Source organism: Streptomyces sp. SX-6 (genome assembly GCF_059089585.1).
On the sequence record NZ_JBTHHU010000020.1, the window covers coordinates 95,361 to 112,421 of the forward strand.

Annotated in this window: 12 protein-coding genes; 6 read left to right on the forward strand and 6 right to left on the reverse strand. The window is 72.3% G+C overall.

The window, feature by feature from the left end:
* Positions 1 to 86: 86 nt before the first annotated feature.
* Complete coding sequence (locus ACV530_RS23240; protein WP_494334542.1) at positions 87 to 2,402, forward strand: GH92 family glycosyl hydrolase; 2,316 nt, start codon at positions 87 to 89, stop codon at positions 2,400 to 2,402.
* On the opposite strand, the gene ACV530_RS23245 is transcribed toward ACV530_RS23240, so the two are convergent.
* Entirely contained in the window at positions 2,371 to 3,072 is a 702-nt protein-coding gene (locus tag ACV530_RS23245) for a metal-dependent hydrolase (RefSeq protein WP_494334543.1), read from the reverse strand. The genes ACV530_RS23240 and ACV530_RS23245 overlap by 32 nt on opposite strands.
* 104 nt (positions 3,073 to 3,176) lie before the next feature.
* Here ACV530_RS23245 and ACV530_RS23250 point away from each other — a divergent pair, with 104 nt between their 5' ends.
* Together ACV530_RS23250 and ACV530_RS23255 are read left to right on the forward strand one after the other, a co-directional pair.
* Positions 3,177 to 4,166: an alpha/beta fold hydrolase gene (locus ACV530_RS23250; RefSeq protein ID WP_494334544.1), complete on the forward strand. Its 990-nt coding sequence runs from the start codon at positions 3,177 to 3,179 to the stop codon at positions 4,164 to 4,166.
* 9 nt (positions 4,167 to 4,175) lie between these two features.
* Positions 4,176 to 5,033, forward strand: a complete 858-nt coding sequence (locus ACV530_RS23255) for a trypsin-like serine peptidase (protein ID WP_494334545.1) — start codon at positions 4,176 to 4,178, stop codon at positions 5,031 to 5,033.
* Here the strand turns inward: ACV530_RS23255 and ACV530_RS23260 are convergent.
* Positions 5,003 to 5,851 carry a chitosanase gene (locus ACV530_RS23260; protein WP_494334577.1) on the reverse strand — a complete coding sequence of 283 codons (849 nt, stop codon included), beginning with the start codon at positions 5,849 to 5,851 and terminating at the stop codon, positions 5,003 to 5,005. The genes ACV530_RS23255 and ACV530_RS23260 overlap by 31 nt on opposite strands.
* A 303-nt stretch (positions 5,852 to 6,154) precedes the next feature.
* Here ACV530_RS23260 and ACV530_RS23265 point away from each other — a divergent pair, with 303 nt between their 5' ends.
* The gene (locus ACV530_RS23265; protein WP_494334546.1) at positions 6,155 to 7,696 is read left to right on the forward strand and encodes a trypsin-like peptidase domain-containing protein; all 1,542 of its coding nucleotides are present in this window, start codon (positions 6,155 to 6,157) and stop codon (positions 7,694 to 7,696) included.
* Between the two features lie 3 nt (positions 7,697 to 7,699).
* Here ACV530_RS23265 and ACV530_RS23270 read toward each other — a convergent pair whose 3' ends face one another.
* Both ACV530_RS23270 and ACV530_RS23275 read right to left on the reverse strand, forming a co-directional pair.
* A complete protein-coding gene (locus tag ACV530_RS23270) occupies positions 7,700 to 8,014 on the reverse strand; it encodes a hypothetical protein (RefSeq protein WP_494334547.1) in 315 nt (104 codons plus the stop codon).
* 91 nt (positions 8,015 to 8,105) lie between these two features.
* Entirely contained in the window at positions 8,106 to 8,444 is a 339-nt protein-coding gene (locus tag ACV530_RS23275) for an MmcQ/YjbR family DNA-binding protein (RefSeq protein ID WP_494334548.1), read from the reverse strand.
* Between the two features lie 33 nt (positions 8,445 to 8,477).
* Between ACV530_RS23275 and ACV530_RS23280 the strand changes: the two genes are divergently transcribed.
* Both ACV530_RS23280 and ACV530_RS23285 read left to right on the forward strand, forming a co-directional pair.
* Positions 8,478 to 9,422: a phosphatase domain-containing protein gene (locus tag ACV530_RS23280; protein WP_494334549.1), complete on the forward strand. Its 945-nt coding sequence runs from the start codon at positions 8,478 to 8,480 to the stop codon at positions 9,420 to 9,422.
* A gap of 128 nt (positions 9,423 to 9,550) precedes the next feature.
* A complete protein-coding gene (locus ACV530_RS23285; RefSeq protein ID WP_494334550.1) occupies positions 9,551 to 11,608 on the forward strand; it encodes a phosphocholine-specific phospholipase C in 2,058 nt (685 codons plus the stop codon).
* On the opposite strand, the gene ACV530_RS23290 is transcribed toward ACV530_RS23285, so the two are convergent.
* Positions 11,605 to 12,810, reverse strand: coding sequence for a hypothetical protein (locus ACV530_RS23290; RefSeq protein WP_494334551.1), 1,206 nt, complete (start codon positions 12,808 to 12,810; stop codon positions 11,605 to 11,607). The genes ACV530_RS23285 and ACV530_RS23290 overlap by 4 nt on opposite strands.
* Positions 12,807 to 17,018 (reverse strand): SNF2-related protein, encoded by a 4,212-nt coding sequence (locus tag ACV530_RS23295; protein WP_494334552.1) that lies wholly within the window; start codon positions 17,016 to 17,018, stop codon positions 12,807 to 12,809. The genes ACV530_RS23290 and ACV530_RS23295 overlap by 4 nt, the downstream gene beginning before the upstream one ends.
* Positions 17,019 to 17,061 lie beyond the last annotated feature (43 nt).

Consider the following 17,061-nt stretch of genomic DNA (forward strand, 5'->3'; position numbering starts at 1 on the left):
CGGGTGTGCGGGGAAATTGACTGGGCGTCACCGCCCGACTGGACTGCTCCCGGCACAGCGGGCGATGCGGCGGAGGCGAGCACGGCATGGCGGGACAGGGCAGATGGCGCACGGCGGCGGTCGCGCTCGCGCTCGCGGCGCAGGCCCTGGGGGGCGCTCCGGCGTCCGCCGCACCGGGCCTGGTGGAGGATCCGGCGGCGCTGGTCGATCCGCTCATCGGCACCTCGGGCGCCGTCGACGCCTTCCCCGGGCCCGACATGCCGTTCGGCATGCTCCAGTGGGGCCCGGACACCGCTCCGCACCGGCCGGACGGCGGCGGCTACGAGTACACGGACCACAGACTCTCCGGCTTCAGCCTCACGCACCTGTCGGGGCCGGGCTGCAAGGGCGCGGGGGACGTCCCCCTCCTCCCGGTCGCAGGAGCCCTGCCGCGCAAGCCGGGTGACGCAGCATCAGATTTCAGTCACGCGCACGAGCACACGGGCATCGGCTACTACGGCGTGACCGATGCCTCGGGCATCACCACCGAGCTGACCTCGGCCACCCGGGCGGGGCTCGGCCGGTTCACCTTCCCGGCCGGCGCCGTCTCCCGTCTGCTGCTCAAGCTCAAGGGGGGCGCGACCCCGGTGGACGGCACCCGGGTCCGGACCGTCGACGACCACGAGGTCACCGGCTCGGTGGACAGCGGCCACTTCTGCGGCGCCAAGAACCGCTACACCCTGCACTTCGACATCCGCTTCGACCGGCCGTTCACCGGGACCGGCAGCTGGACGGGCGGCACCGTCCGGCGGCGGGCCCTCCCCGGCCCTCAGCTCACCGGTGCCGACGGGATGTACCTGACCTTCGACACCCGCTCCGCGCGGACGGTGACGGCGGCGGTGGGCATCTCGTACACCAGCGAGGTGAACGCCGCGCGGAACCTGCGGCGCGAGCTGCGCGGCCAGGACTTCGACAGCCTGCGCCGGGAGGCGCACGACGCGTGGAACCAGGTGCTCGGCCGGGTCCGCATCGGCGGCGGCACCCATGACCAGCAGGTGCAGTTCTACACCGCGCTCTACCACGCCCTGCTGCATCCCAACGTCTTCTCCGACGTGAACGGCCAGTACGCGGGCATGGACGGCCGGACGCACCTGCTCTCCCCCGGCCAGCGGGCCCAGTACGCGAACTACTCCGGCTGGGACACCTACCGCTCGCAGGCCCAGCTGATGGCCATGGTGACCCCGGTTGCCGCCTCGGACGCCGTCACCTCGATGCTCAACGGCTACGACCAGACGGGCCTGCTGCCCAAATGGGCGCAGAACAACGGGGAGAGCTATGTGATGGTCGGGGACCCGGCCGCCGCGATCATCGCCGGCACCCATGCCTTCGGGGCGCGCGGCTTCGATGCCGGGCACGCGCTGGACGCCATGGTCCACGAGGCCACGCGGCCCAACGCCCACCGTCCGGGCCAGAGTGTCCGGGACGAGCTGGGCTATCTGCCGGCCGACCGCACCGAGTGGGAATGCTGCAACTTCTACGGCCCGGTCTCCACCCAGCTCGAGTACGACACCGCGGACTACGCCCTCGCCGCGATGGCCAGGTCCCTGGGCAGGACCGCGACGTACCGGCGCTTCGCGGCCCGGGCGCAGGACTGGCGCAATGTCTTCAACCCGCGGACCGGCTATCTGCAGGCGAAGCTGGCCGACGGCCGCTTCGCGCCCGGTTTCACCCCGGGCACCGCCTACGGCTTCGTCGAGGGCACGTCCGCCCAGTACACCCCGATGGTCCCCTTCAACCTCAAGGCCCTGATCGCGGCGCGCGGCGGCCCTCGGGCCTACGGCACCTACCTGGACAGCCTGTTCACCCGGCTCAGGGGCCCGGGGCCCACCAACGCCGACCTCGGCAACGAGCCGAGCTTCGAGATCCCGTGGGAGTACGACTACCTGGCGCAGCCGTGGAAGACGCAGGCACTGGTCCGGCGGATCCAGCGGACGCTGTACGGCCACCGGCCCGCGGGCGAGGCCGGCAACGACGACCTCGGCGCCATGAGTTCCTGGTACGTCTTCTCCGCGCTCGGCATGTACCCCGAGACCCCGGGAACCGACATCCTGGTGCTCGGCAGCCCGCTCTTCCCGCACGCGGAGCTGCGTCTGGCGGGCGGCCGTACGGTGCGCATCACCGCGCCCCAGGCACAGGCCGACGCCCCGTACGTGCGGGGGCTGAGCGTCAACGGCGCGGCGTGGAACGCCTCCTGGCTCTCCTTCGGCTCGCTGCGCCGCGGCGCCGAGCTGGACTGGACGCTGGACAGCCGCCCGCACACCGGCTGGGCCTCCTCCCCCGGTTCGGTCCCGCCGTCGGACGCGGGACCGGGCCTGCCGGAGGAGGATCGTGCTAGGAAACCGCGTGCGGTGACAGCGCGGTGAACCAGAGCAGGGCGACCGTGGCGACGCCCATGATCGGGGTGAGTATCTCGGTCTCGAGCCGGTTGCCGCTGTGCTTGATGATCACGATCTCGTAGCGGTTCTTCAGCGGCCACAGCCAGGGCGCGCCCCGCTTGGTGATGGAGTCGCCCAGCAGATGGGCGACGCATCCGAGCCCGATGGCGTACGGGAGCCAACCCGGCGCCGACGGGATGAACTTGGCTATCACGGCCGTGCCGATGCCGGCCATCGCCACGATGGTGCCCCAGGCGTGGAAGCCGTGTCCGGGCGGGCAGATGTTGAGCGCCCGGACGGCCAGCGCCAGCAGGAAGAAGGTCATGACCAGGGTGAACGGCCGTCCCAGCCAGGTCACTCCGGCCCAGCTGCCGAGGCTCATCAGGGCCACGAAGAACAGTGAGTGCGTGGCGTGCCGGTGGCCGCCGGACGCCCAGGCCACGAAGCGGCACAGGGTCTTCGAGACGGGTCCGAGGAAGTTGGCTATGGTGCCGTCGTGGTGATCGAGATCGGGCAACAGTGCGGCACCGGCGCACAGCACCGTCCCCATCAGTATTTCCTGGGGTGCCAGGTGTGCGTGCATCACCAGCGGTGGCAGATACGGTGCGGTGCCCGCGAAGAGCAGCGCGCCGCTCACTGCGTGCGAGTGGCCCATCATGGTGAGTTCGTCTCTCCCCGTTGTGGCGCCACCGTGGTGACGCGTTGTCAAACCCGGGAGACGCTACCAGCAAGTTCTGCTTGAGGACGACGACAGGAGGACGCATGACCAGCGCCGTCGCGCACCGTACCGTCGAGGTGAACGGTGTCACCCTGCATATTGCCGAGCAGGGTGAGGGACCACTCGTTCTGCTGCTGCACGGCTTCCCCGAGTGCTGGTACTCCTGGCGGCACCAGTTCGGGCCGCTGGCGGAGGCCGGTTACCGGGTGGTGGCGCCGGACCAGCGCGGTTACGCCCGCAGCGAGCAGCCGCAGGAGACCGGCGCCTACTCGCTGCTGCATCTGTCCGGCGACGTGGTCGCGCTGATCCACGCGCTGGGCGAGCGGGACGCGGTCGTCGTGGGCCACGACTGGGGTGCGCCCGTCGCCTGGACGACGGCCCAGCTCCGCCCGGACCTGGTCCGCGGTGTCGCCGGGCTGAGCGTTCCCCCGGTGCCGCGCGGGCCCCGCCCGTCCCTGGAGATCCTGCGCCCGCTGCTCGGTGACGGCTTCTACCAGGTCTACTTCCAGGAACCCGGCCTTGCGGACGCCGAGTTGGCGCAGGACCCAGCGGCCACGTTCCGACGCATCCTGACCGGTGGTTCGGGCGACAGCCCGCGCACCGACCCGCCGCGTCCCTGGGTCGTCCCCGACGGGGGCACCCTCCTGGGCGGCATGCCGGAGCCGGAGCAACTGCCCGCCTGGCTGGGCGAGAACGACATCGAGGTGTTCGTCCGCGAGTACGCCCTGCACGGCGACCGGGCGTTCACCGGCGGGCTGAACTGGTACCGCAACATCGACCGCAACTGGGGGCTCCTCGCCCCGTTCGAGGGCCGCGGGATCGAGGTGCCCGCGCTCTACGTGGGCGGCGACCGCGACCTGGTACAGGCCTTCCCCGGCATGGACCAGCTCATCCCGGCCCTGGACCGCACCCTGCCGAAGCTCCACGACAGCATCACGCTGCCCGGCTGCGGCCATTGGACGCAGCAGGAACGCCCGGAAGAGGTCAATGCCGCGCTCCTGGACTTCCTCGCCCACCTGCCCGTCCGCGGGTAGCGTTCGGGCATGCCCGTGACGACCGGCCCGCTGCCCGCCCGCGCGGCCTTCGCGCTGCTGCTCGTGCTCCTGGTGCCGCTCGTCCCCTCCTCGGACCGGCTCGCGACACCCCGCCCCGGCGGCTCCGCCGGGGCGGGCGTCTGGTCGAGTTCCCGGCTGGCGCGGGCGAAGGCGCTCGGCCACCATCCCGGGGTGTCCCGCACGGCACGGCCCACGACGGAAGGCGCCCGGGTCGGCGCGCTGTTCGCCCACGACGACGCCTCGGGGGACCACTTCTGCACCGCGAGCGTCGTGGCCAGTCCGGGCAGGTCGCTGCTGCTCACCGCCGCGCACTGTGTGCACGGCGGTGGCGGCGGGGACTACAAGAGCGACATCGTCTTCGTCCCCGGTTACCGCGACGGCCGCGCCCCCGACGGGATCTGGCAGCCCGCGGGCATGGTCGTCGACCCGCGCTGGACGGACTCGGGGGATCCCGATTTCGACGTCGCGTTCATCGTGCTCAAACCGAACGGCGGCAAGCGCATCGCCGATGTGCTCGGCGCCAACCGGCTGGGCGTCAACGAGGGTTTCGCACACGCGGTCCGGATCACCGGCTATCCGGACAACGGCAACGAGCCCATCACATGCGGCAATCGGATCGCTCAGCAGAGTGCGCACCAAATGCGTATCGCCTGCACCGGCTACAGCGGGGGAACGAGCGGCAGCCCGTGGCTCGTCCGCTTCGTGCCGGGGGCCCGCACCGGCTCCGTCATGGGGGTGATCGGCGGCTACCAGCAGGGCGGCGACACCGACGACGTGTCCTACAGCCCGTACTTCGACGACGGCATCCGCGCGCTCTACGAGCGGGCGGTCGCCCGTGAGCGCTGAGGCCAGGTCTTGATCTCGTAGGAGTCGCCGTAGGTCTTCCACCGGAGCGGCGGTACGAGGCCGAAGTTGCGCTCCTCGAGGAAGACCCGCTGTTCGGTGTCGACACGGCTGGTCTCACCGTGCACCGTCTGCGCTTTGATCGTGTCTCTCCGGATGTCCAGGAAGGCGTCGAGATAGGCCTTTTCATCTCCGCCCTGCGCCGGGATCCCGGCTCTTTGCAGCGCGTTCCTGCGCATGGCGCCGAAGCCGTATTTGTTGCTGCCGTTGCCGTGCATGACGATGGCGTCGAAGTAGATGAACTGGCCGAGCGCGCGCAGCCCGTCGGCCTTGGCCTGCCGTACCGCGGGGTCGAAGTAGACGCGGTCACGCTCCTCCTCCTGCGCGGCCTGGAACGCCCTGTCCCTGGCGGCCGCCTTCCAGGCGTTGACGAAGGGAGTGCCCAGGCCGTCGTGCGAGGCGGTGCCGTTGACCTTGCGCAGGGCGGGGAGGAATTTCGCGAGCGGATTGTCCGGCTTCCGGCGGGTGTAGAGGGTGACGACCTCGAGCATGTCCCCCGTGCCGGAACAGAAGCCGATGATGCCCCCGGTGTAACCCTGGCCGTCGCCGATGTCTTTGATGAACTGGTACTGGCCGCGCCAGTCGAGGGTGGAATTCTCCGCACTGGAGATCAGCTCCATCGCCACTTCCTTGCGGCGCGGTTCGTCCAGGCCGTTGTTCTGCTCCGCCTGTGCGACGTTCGCGATGCGCACCGGGGCGTGAACGGCTCCCGTAAGGGCAAGGGCGAGGGAGATGCCGACGGCATTCCAGGTGTGTTTCATGGTCATGAATAACCATCAGGAGACGTCCATCACAAGCACGTCGGCCCAAAGGCGTGTCCGCCGGCACCACCTTCGTCTTTGCGTCATTCCCGCGGTAACCCCGCGACTCCGACATGGCTCAGCGTGATCGCACGTACACGGTGCGACCCCTTGGGGGCCGGGCCTCGAACACAGAAATCCCCCGCCCGGACCGCCACGTCACGGTCCGTGATCGTCCGGAACAAGATCCTCTTCTCGCCCGCCCGCCTGGCGCTCTGCCAGGGTCTGAGCGTTCATCCATCCCGTCCCTACGGAGGAGGATTCGTGGTCAAGAGGATGCGCGCCGCCCTGGCGGCCGGTGCGTCCGGGTTCGTCGCCGCCGGACTGATATGGGCAGGCGCACCGGCCCAGGCCGCCGCGAACGAGGCACCGCTGCTCGATGCGGGCTCCCCCGCCGGGAAGCAGTTCCGGGCCACCGGGCGTCTCATCGGTGGCGGGGGCACGACCTGCACGGCAACGCTCGTCCACGCGGCGGGGAAGCCGGACCCGGGCGCCAAGGCCCTGATCCTGAGCAACGGGCACTGCTCCGACGACACCATGGGGACCAACGACGTCGTCGTCGACAAGCCCGCGCCGGAGGAGTGGAGTTACAGCCCCGCGTACTTCCACGACAACGTCTCCGAGCACAAGAAGTTCGCCGTGGAGCGCATCGTCTACGCGACGATGAAGGACGTCGACGTCTCGCTGCTCCGACTGTCCGTCACCTACGGCGAGTTGGCGAAGATGAACGTGACGCCGCGCACCCTCGCGGACACCCGGCCCGCGCCGGGCACGGCTCTGCGGGCCGCCCACGCCCCGACCGACGGCGTCCCGGAGGGCAAGCAGTTCCTGCGCATGTCGGCCTGCAAGGCCACGGGCGCGCAAGTGGCCGTGCACGAGCACACCTGGCTTTGGAAGGACTCCACCCGCACCGACTGCCTCGGCATCAGCGGGGGTTCCTCCGGCGGTGCCGTCACCACCGCGACGGATGCGAACCGTCTCGTCGGGATGCTCAACACCATTGCCACGCCCGGCTATCTGGGCTGCGGTCTGGGCCGCCCGTGCGAGGGCGGCGCGGACGGTCTGGTGATACCGAAGGACAGCACCGCCTACGTCACCCCGGTCGACCAGGTCGGCTCGTGCCTGGACGGGGCGGAGCTGCGGCTGGGCAGGAAGGGCTGCCGCCTCGACCCCGGCGGCCAGGTGACCGTCACCGCGAGCGGGAAGCAGACGCAGAGCAACACCCCCGAGGGACCGGCCCGTTGGGATGCCCGCATCACCCCGGTCCAGGCCGCGCGGCACGCGTACGCCGCGGTCAAGAGCGGTCCGTTCGGTGTCGTCGACTGCACCCGCCCCGAGGGCTACGGCACCCCGCGGAAGCTCACCGCCGCGGGCCTCGACCACAACGAACTCCTGCCGGCGAAGGACAACCTGTACGTCCTGTGCGTGGCCGGCGGCCCCGACGCCACCCTGAAGGGCAGCGCGTGGGAGACGTCCCTCGCCCACCCCGCGTACGCGTACGCGCGCGTCGACAACACCCCGCCGACCGTGGCCCCGAAGGTCGACATCCAGCTGTTCGACACCGGCGCGGACGCCACCTACTGGGTCCGGCCCGTCTACCAGCCCTGGGAAATCACCATGTACAAGGTGAAGTACGGGCCCAAGGCGACCACCAACTGCGCGGACACCAGCGGATACCGGCCCTACCTGGGCATCCCCGCCTCCCTGAAGGCCGCGGACGGGCCCTGGACGTACTGCGCCATCGGCTACGACAACGCCGACAACGCCACGCCTCCCACGGCGTTCGACGTCACCGCGTCCCACTGAGCGCTATTCACTGACGTCGACGCTCGCCGAGCCCGACTCCGTCCGTTCGAGGCGCCAGTGGTAGGGGCCGATCCTGATGTCCATCCCCTTGTGCAGGGTCATGCCGATGCCGTGCGAGGAGAGGCGGACGGAGTTGTCGTCCACGTGCTCCACGGAGAATTCCTGGCCGCCTATCTTGATCGAGTGCCCCGCCTCGAGATTGACGTGGCACGTGTCCTTCTTGCACCCGATGTCGACCTTGTCCGCGCACCCCAGAAGTGCCGCGGACAGGGCCGCCACCAGGCCGACTGCCGCCGACGCGGCCGCGACTCGGCGCATGAGTGCTCCCCCCGACGCCCGTAACGGTCCTGACACCCTGTCAGGACCAGGGTTCGCGCCCTAAGGTAAACCCCCTGAAGTGCCGTGCGCATCAGGGGGTTTCGTCATGGGCAAGGCGCTCCGGCGCGGCCTGTCGCCAGGAGTCGGTGATGATGTCACGCAGTTCGGCCAGGTCCTCCAGGGCCGCGAGCCGTACGCGCACCCACGCCGAGGACGCCTCGTGCGGCGGCACCCAGAACTTCTCCGGCTCCGCGGCGATCAGTTCGGCGCGCTCGTGCCGGGGGCATCGCACGGCGACGGACGTCTCGTCGTCGGGGACGGTGAGGTACATCTTCCCGGCGACGCGGAACGTGGGCATGTTCCACGCCTCCTTCTCCACGGTCTCCGGGAGGGAGAGCGCGATCCGGCGGACGTCATCAGCGTTGATCATGGTCACCACAGTAAACAGGAAGGCGAACGGCCTATGAGAAAGCTCCGCGTGATCGCCGCACTGGTGCTCCTCGCGGGCACGGCGGCCTGTGGAAGCGGGAAGCCGTCCCCCTCCGGCGAGTCGGCGGTCTCCTCCGGGGTGTCGGCCAGGCCGGCGCGGCTCATCGTCGACGTCGCCGACCACGACGGTCTGCCGAAACGGTTCCACACCACGCAGGACCGACCCCGGGCGGAGGGCGGCGGTCCGGCGCCGGACCTGACCGGGCTGGACGGGCTCCGGGCCGCCGGCAGTGCCGCGCCCTCGGCCCGCGGCCTGGCGGCGATCGCCCGCAGGCTGGGCGGCCGGCCGGTCGACGTGGATCTGCGCCAGGAGACGCACCTGTTCGTCAACGGCATGGGCGTGAGCTGGTTCGGCCGTGACGACGACGCGAACCTGGGGCTGGACCACGGCCGCGTCCTGGCCGCGGAGGGACGGGCCAGGAAGCTGCTCGGCCGGGGCGGGCCGGTCGACTTCGCCGATCTGCCCGGCAAGTCGGTGCCGCAGGACGGGCCCGTGCGCGACCCGAAGCGGATCCGCAGCGAGGAGGAGTCGGCCACGAGCGCCGGCATGGGGTACCTGCGGCTCACGGTGCCGGACCACTACCGGCCGCAGAACGAGGAGGTCGACCGCTTCGTCGCGTACGTCCGCCGGCTCCCGGCGGACACCTGGCTGTACTTCCACTGCCGCGGCGGCAAGGGGCGCACCACGACATTCATGGCGATGTACGACATGATGCGCAACGCCCGGAAGGTGGGGCTCTCGGACATCATGCGCCGTCAGCAGCTGATCGGCGGTGCGGATCTGCTCGGCGGCGACGACGCGGGCGGCGGGCAGAAGCGGGCCCGTGAGGACTTCCTGCGGTCCTTCTACGACTACGCGCGGCAGGAAGCGGGCCACGGTTTCGCCGTGCCGTACGGCACCTGGGCCTCACGTCGCTGAGGGGAAGCTGTTCGTCCGCTGTACTTTCGCAGGTCACGATGGTGCAACCAGGTCTTCCCAACACCCCGCTGTTCTTGCAACGCTTCACCGTCTTCTGTCCCCCCACCTCCTCAGAGGTCATTTTGTCCATGCCAGAGCTCAACCGACGACGCTTCATGCAACTCGCCGGGGGCACCGCCGCCTTCACCATGCTGTCGGACAGCATCGCCCGCGCCGCGGCCATTCCGGCCCAGCGCACCACCGGCAGCCTCCGCGACGTGGAGCACATCGTCGTGCTGATGCAGGAGAACCGATCCTTCGATCACTACTTCGGGTCGCTGCGGGGTGTGCGCGGCTTCGGTGACCCGCGGCCCGTGACGCTGCCCAGTGGGAAGTCGGTCTGGCACCAGTCGGACGGCAGCAAGGACATCCTGCCGTTCCGCCCGGAGGCGGACAATCTCGGCCTTCAGTTCATCCAGGACCTCAACCACGACTGGGCGGGCGGCCACAAGGCGTTCAACGGTGGCCGGTACGACCAGTGGGTGCCGGCCAAGACGTCGACGACGATGGCGTACCTCACCCGCGAGGACATACCGTTCCACTACGCCCTCGCCGACTCGTTCACCATCTGCGACGCGTACCACTGCTCGTTCCTCGGCTCCACCGACCCGAACCGCTACTACATGTGGACGGGCTACACGGGCAACGACGGCAAGGGCGGCGGCCCGGTGCTCGGCAACGAGGAGGCCGGGTACGGCTGGACGACCTACCCCGAGCGGCTGGAGAAGGCCGGGGTCTCCTGGAAGATCTACCAGGACGTCGGTGACGGTCTGGACGCCAAGGGCGGCTGGGGCTGGATCAACGACGCGTACCGGGGCAACTACGGCGACAATTCCCTGCTGTACTTCAACAACTTCCGCAACGCCAAGCCCGGCGAACCGCTCTACGAGAAGGCCCGTACCGGGACCGACGCGAAGAAGGGCGAGGGGTTCTTCGACATCCTCAAGGCCGATGTGAAGGCCGGGCGGCTGCCGAAGATCTCCTGGGTCGTCGCCCCCGAGGCCTTCACCGAGCACCCCAACTGGCCGGCGAACTACGGTGCCTGGTACATCTCCCAGGTGCTGGACGCGCTCACCTCCGACCCCGAGGTGTGGAGCAAGACCGCGCTGTTCATCACGTACGACGAGAACGACGGCTTCTTCGACCACGTCGTGCCGCCGCACCCGCCGGCCTCCGCCGCGCAGGGCAAGTCGACGGTGGATCCCTCCCTCGACCTGTTCCCCGGCAAGGGCGGTCTGGCGGCGGGCCCGTACGGTCTCGGGCAGCGCGTCCCGATGATCGTCGTCTCGCCGTGGAGCACCGGCGGGTTCGTGTGCTCCGAGACCTTCGACCACACCTCGATCATCCGGTTCATGGAGCGCCGGTTCGGCGTGCACGAGCCCAACATCTCGCCGTGGCGGCGGGCCGTCTGCGGCGACCTCACCTCGGCCTTCGATTTCAGCCGGGCGCACCACGCGCCGGACGGCCTGCCCTCCACCGACGGCTATCTGCCGCCGGACCGCAACCGGCACCCCGATTTCGTGCCCAAGCCGCCCGCCGTGGGCAGCTTGCCGAAGCAGGAGCCGGGTTCACGGCCCACCCGGCCGCTGCGGTACGCGCCCTTCGCCGACGCCGCCGTCACCACCCATGCCCACGGCGGCAGGCTCGCCCTCGCCTTCGGCGGAGGCCCCTCGGCCGGGGCGCAGTTCTACGTCACGTCCGGGCACCGCGCCGACGGGCCGTGGACCTACACCGCCGAAGCGGGCAAGAAGGTCTCCGGCACCTGGGACACGGCATCGGCGAAGGGTGAGTACGACCTGACGGCGTTCGGCCCGAACGGCTTCCTGCGCGCCTTCCGGGGCACCACCACGGCCGCCGGTCCCGAGGTCACCGCCCGTCATCACGCCGGTGGCGACCTCGAGTTGGCCCTGACCAACCACGGCCGCTCCGACTGCCACCTCACGGTCACCAACGCGTACGGCGGTCACGCCGAGACGTTCCGGGTGCGGGCCGGCGCCACCGTGCGGCACACGGTGCGGCTGCGGCACAGCAAGCACTGGTACGACGTGTCGGTGACCGCCGACCACCACGGGTTCCTGCGCCGGTTCGCCGGACACGTGGAGACCGGGGCTCCGGGGGTGAGCGACCCTCACCTCGCGACCCACTAGCCACCGGGTTGCGCGGCGCGGGCCCGGCGGGCCGCCTTGTAGGCGGTGGCCGGGTCCGCGGACGGTCCGGGGGCGGGCCGCCAGGTGCCGAGCCAGTCGGTGAACGGGTACCAGCGGCCGTCGGGTCCCAGGCGGAGCTGGACGCGGGCGGCGGGGTCGGTGAGGCGGTTGTGGTCCCGCTCGAGCGTCGACAACTGGGCGGGCCGGACGGGCTGGATGGCGGCCTCGGCCCGGGCGAGGACGTCCGGGTCGGCGGGTGTCAGGTGGGCGGTGACGTGCACGCCGTCCGCGCCGCCGTGTTCGTGCGCGGCCATCAGGTGCCGCAGCCGGCCGGGGGCGAGCCCGAGCCGGTCGGCCGCGGCCTCGGCGTACGGCGCTCCGGCGGGGCTCGCGAGCAGGCGCACGGCGTCGGTGAGCACGTCGGGTGCGCACGGGGTGTGCTCCCCCGCCAGCAGGGCCGCCGCGCGCTGCGCCGCGTCCTGCGCCAGCGCCCCGAGCACCGTCAGGGACGGGGCGGGCTGGGGCGGTTCCTCGCGCAGGGCGTCCAGGACCGGCGTGCCGCGACCGGCGTCGCCGCCCTGCCGCGGCAGGGGGCCCGGGGACGTGTCGTCCCAGTGCTGGTAGGCCTGTTGCGCGCACACCGCCTCCGTGGCGTCGGCGGCGGGCGGGGCGGGGACGGGTGTGCCCTCGCGCAGGAACGCCTTGAGGTGCTTGTGGGCCCGGCCGCGCAGGGCCAGCAGGACGGCGGGTGCGGTACGGGCGCGTTCGGCCAGGGCGTAGGCCACGGCCGCGGTGTGCGGGCAGATGCCGGGGGTCGTCCGGCAGGTGCAGGTGAAGCGGAAGTCGGCGGGACCGGGGACGATCGGCAGCCCCGCGGTGCGCGCCGGCTCGGTGAGCGCGTCGGAGAGGCGCTCGGTGCGCAGCGCCTCGGCGAGAGCGGGGTCCTCGGCGATCGCCGCGTAGACGCGGTCCCACTGCCCGGGTGTGAGGACCGGCACGGTGATGAGCGGGCGGATCTTGGCCTCGGTGCCCGGGGCGGGGATCTTGGATGTGGCCACGCCCGCGCAGACGTTGAGGGCGCCGAGCGTGCCCGCGAGGGCGCGCCCGGCGGCCAGGGTGCCGGGGTCGCCGGCGGCGGCCTCGAAGGCCGCGGTCCAGGCGGTGGACCAGCGTGCGGTGGTGTGCTGGACGGACGTGCTCATCGGTCCTTCCCGAGGGTGACGAGGGCGGCGAGTTCACGGTCGGTCAGGGTGCCCAGGGCGCTCTCCCCGCCGGTCAGGACGGCGTCGTGCAGGGCGCGCTTGCTCGTCAGCAGGGCGGCGATCCGGTCCTCGACCGTGCCTTCGCTGATGAGGTGGTGCACATGGACGGTCCGGTGCTGTCCGATGCGGTGGGCGCGGTCGGTGGCCTGGTCCTCGACGGCGGGGTTCCAGGTGCGGTCGTAGTGGATGACGTGGGTGGCGCGGGTGAGGTTCAGGCCCGTGCCCGCCGCCCGCAGGGAGAGGATCAGGATCCGGTTGCGGCCGGTCTGGAAGGCGTCGACCATCTGCTGGCGCTGTGCGGTTCCGGTCGATCCGTGGAGGAACAGCGGGTCGAGACCGAGGCCGGTGAGGTGGGTGTGCAGGAGGTTGCCCATGACGACGTAGCTGGTGAAGACCAGGGCGGATTCGCCGCGTTCACCGATGGTGGCCAGCAGTTCCTCCAGTGCCTTCAGCTTGGCCGACCGTTCGGCGAAGGGCGCGTCGGCGGCGTCCGGGCCCGGGTCGTGGTGGTGCAGGTAGTGCGCGGGGTGGTTGCAGATCTGCTTGAGCGCGGTGAGGAGCCTGAGCACCATGGTGTGGCGGCCCGCGCCGCGGGCGCCCTGGACGGCGGCCATCGCCTCGCGGACGTTCGCCTCGTAGAGCGCGACCTGTTCCGCGGTGAGCTGGACGATGCGCTCCTGGTGGACCTTGGGCGGGAGTTCGGGGGCGATGCCCGGGTCGCTCTTGCGCCGCCGCAGCAGGAACGGGCCGATCAGCCGGGTCAGCCGCCTCGCGGCCTCGCCCTCGGTGTCGCTCGCCGCGTCGCGTTCGACGTCGCGCGCGTAGCGGTCCCGGAAGCGGGAAAGGGTGCCGAACAGGCCGGGGTTGGCCCAGTCGAGGATGGCCCAGAGCTCGTCGAGGGTGTTCTCCACGGGTGTCCCGGTCAGCGCGACCCGCACGCCGGAGGTCAGCTCGCGCAGGCAGTGCGCGGTGCGGGTGCGGTGGTTCTTCACGTGCTGGGCCTCGTCCGCCATCACCAGTCCCCAGCCGGCTTCGGCGAGTTCGCGGTGGTCGCGGCGCAGGACACCATAGGTGGTCACCACGACCGAGCCGTCGGTGAGCGCGTCCAGGGTGCGGTCGTTGCCGTGGTAGCGGATGACGTCGGTGCCGGGGGCGAACCGGGCGATCTCCCGGGCCCAGTTGGTGACGAGCGAGGAGGGGCAGATCACCAGGGTGGGGCCGGGCCGGCCGTTCTCCTTGCGGTGCAGGTGGAAGGCGATGCCGGTGAGGGTCTTGCCCAGGCCCATGTCATCGGCGAGGCAGACCCCGAAGCCGAGGTCGGTGGTGTGCGCGAGCCAGGTCAGTGCCCGGTGCTGGTAGTCGCGCAGCCGTCCGGCGAGCGCCCGCGGGGGCGGTACGGGCCGGGCCGAGGACTCGCCGGCGCGCAGGGTGGTGACGACCTCGGCCAGGGCCCCGGCCGGTTCGCAGGCGAACTCCCCGCCGTCGACGGTGACGGTGCCGGAGAGGGCGGCGGTCAGCGCCGCGGCGCCGGTGAGCGGTTCGAGGCGGCGGTCGCGGGCGCGGCGGGCGGTGTGCGGGTCGACGAGCACCCATTGGTCGCGCAGCCGTACCAGCGGGCGGGTCGCCTCGACGAGCTCGTCCATCTCGGACTCGGTCAGCGGCGCGCCGTCCAGGAGCAACTGCCACTGGAAGTCGAGGAGTTCGGTGAGCCCGAACCTCCCGCGTCCCGTGCCGCCCACGACCGTACGGGTGCCGAGCGCGGTGCGCAGCTGCCCGGGCCAGCGCAGGACGATGCCCCGCGCGGCCAGCGACTCGCCTGCCTCGCCGAGCAGTTCGAGGATGTCGGGGCCGCCGAGGGCCAGGCCCTCGGGCGGGCTCTGGTCCGCCAGCCGTTTCAGCGGCGGCCAGTCCTGTGCGGCGCGGCGCAGGGCCCGGACCACGCGGGGCCGTACGGTCGCGTCGAGACCCGCCGCGCGGGCGGTGCCGCGGAAGACGTCGGCCGCCGCGAGCTCCTGTCCGGTGTCGTCGGTGCCGGGCGGGCGCAGCAGCAGGGTGGCGCGCAGCAGGCCGGCGGCCGCGTCCTGTGCGGTGGGTGGTTCGACGGCGAGGACGAGGCCGGGAGGAGGGCCGCCCTCGCAGCGGTCCTCGACGGTGTCCGCCCACAGTCTCAGGTGGTGGGCCGGCCGTGCGGCGGTGGTGACGTAGGGCAGGTCGCCGAAGAGGGCGGCCGCGCCGGGCGGGCGCAGGAGGGCGTCGGCGAGGGCGTCGAGGAAGTCGGCGAGGGCGCGGTCGGCGGGCACGATGCGCGGCTGCCCGCCGACGGCCGCGCAGTGCGCGTGCGGCGGCATCCGCTCGGCGAGCCGGGCGAGGGCGGTCCGGTCGGCGTCCGGTACCGGGCCGACGCGCCACATGTCCAGTCCGGTGTCGGTCAGTGCCGGGTGCACGAGGCGGGCGGCGACCAGCCGCAGGCCGGTGCGGACGGCCTGGGCCCAGGCCCGCGTCGAGGGGTGGGCGGCCGGCCGGCGTTCCAGAGGCAGGACGGCCGCCGCCGCGTCGGCCAGGGGCAGTGCCCAGCCCTCGACCCTGGTGCGGCGCACGCCGTCCGGCCGGTCGAGGACCAGGTCGTGGGCGGCCCGGGCGAGGGGCGCGGGCAGGGGGGCGACGGGCATCGGGCGGCCGTCGGCCCGGTGGACGAGGAGGCGAGCGTCGCGCGGCGTGGGTCCGGTGACGAACACCAGGGCGCACCCGGCCTCGAGCGCCTCCCCGGCAACGGCCGCCGCGGAGCGGCTCGTTGCGGGGGCCGGGGGTGCGGGGGCGGGGGCCGCGCGCCGGGCGGGGACGGACGGCGGCGGCTTCGCGGGGGTGTCGGCCGCGCACAGCGCGCCGATGAGGGCGCGGGCCGCGGCGAGGCGGGCGTCCGCCTTCGCCTTGGCCCTTCCGGTGGCCCCGACGCCCGGGCGGCCGTGGTAGTCGCAGCTCACCGTGCAGACGACGGCCGCGCGTGCGCCCGGTCCGGTGCGCTGGAAGGTGTAGACGGGTTTGCTGATGACCTCGAGCTGCGTGTACTTGTTCAGCAGCTTGAGCGGGTCCTCGCCGGGCCGGGCGGGGACGACCTTCTTCTCGCTCTCCGGCCGGTCGGGGACGGTCACTTGGGGCTCCGGCAGGCCGATCAGGCGGGCGAGCAGGCTCACGGCCGCGTAGTGGCGTGCGGTCTTGCGGCTCCTGGCCCGCCGGGGCCCGCCGTCCGTGATCCCGTCCCCGGCGTCGAAGCGGGCCGTGACCGTGTGCGTACCGCCCGGGCCCGTGCCGGTCTCGTCGTAGGCCGGGCCGGGTGCTCCGGCGCGTTCGGCGTGCCAGGTCAGGAGCGTCTCGGCGGTCGGGGGCATCTTGGCCGCGATGCCGAGCGCCGCGCACCGCGCCGCGGACCACGGGGGGCCGTCGGTATGGAAGAGGAGGAGCTCGATCTCACGGTGCCGGAGTCTGCTGGAGGCGGCGCGGAGCAGGATCTCCTCGAGGAGCTCCTCCCCCGGCCCGTCGTCCCCGGCGGCGCGGTGGCGCAGCAGTTCCTCGAAGGCGTCCTGGTCCATGCCCGGCTGCAGGGTGTGGGCCGCGCGCGCCAACGGCACGGCGGCGCCGCGCGCCAACGGGTCGGCCGCACCGGCCAGTCGGGCCAGCAGGCTCAGCAGTGCGCCCCGGCGCGCGGCCCGGTCGGTGGCGGCCCGGCAGGCCCGTCCCTCCGTCTCCCGCCCGGGCGGGCCGATCCGGGCCGTGGCCTCGTACTCCTGCTCCCCCTCGGCGGCGGTGCGGGCCTCGACGGTGACAGCCGGGGGCGGCCACAGCTCGGCCTGGGCGTGCATCAGCAGCAGTTGTTCCGCCGTGTCCCCGCCCTGGGCGACCTGGCCGATCGCCGCTTCGCGCGCCGGGTGCCGGCCCGGGTGGTCGTCCGCGCTCAGCAGGAGGAGCCGCAGGTCCCGCAGGGACAGCCGGCCCTCGGCCGCTCTCCGTGCGGTCTCGTCCGCGAGGTCCGGGGCGAACGCCCCGTTCGCACAAGCCGCTTTCAGGGCGGTGTGCCACTCGTCCGTGCCCGGGAGGGCGTGGCCGGCCGGGTGCCCGGCCACCGGGGGGCGGCCGTCGTGCTCAGATGTCAAGAACAACTCCTCGCGGGCATGTGACAGCCGCCGGGCGCGTCGC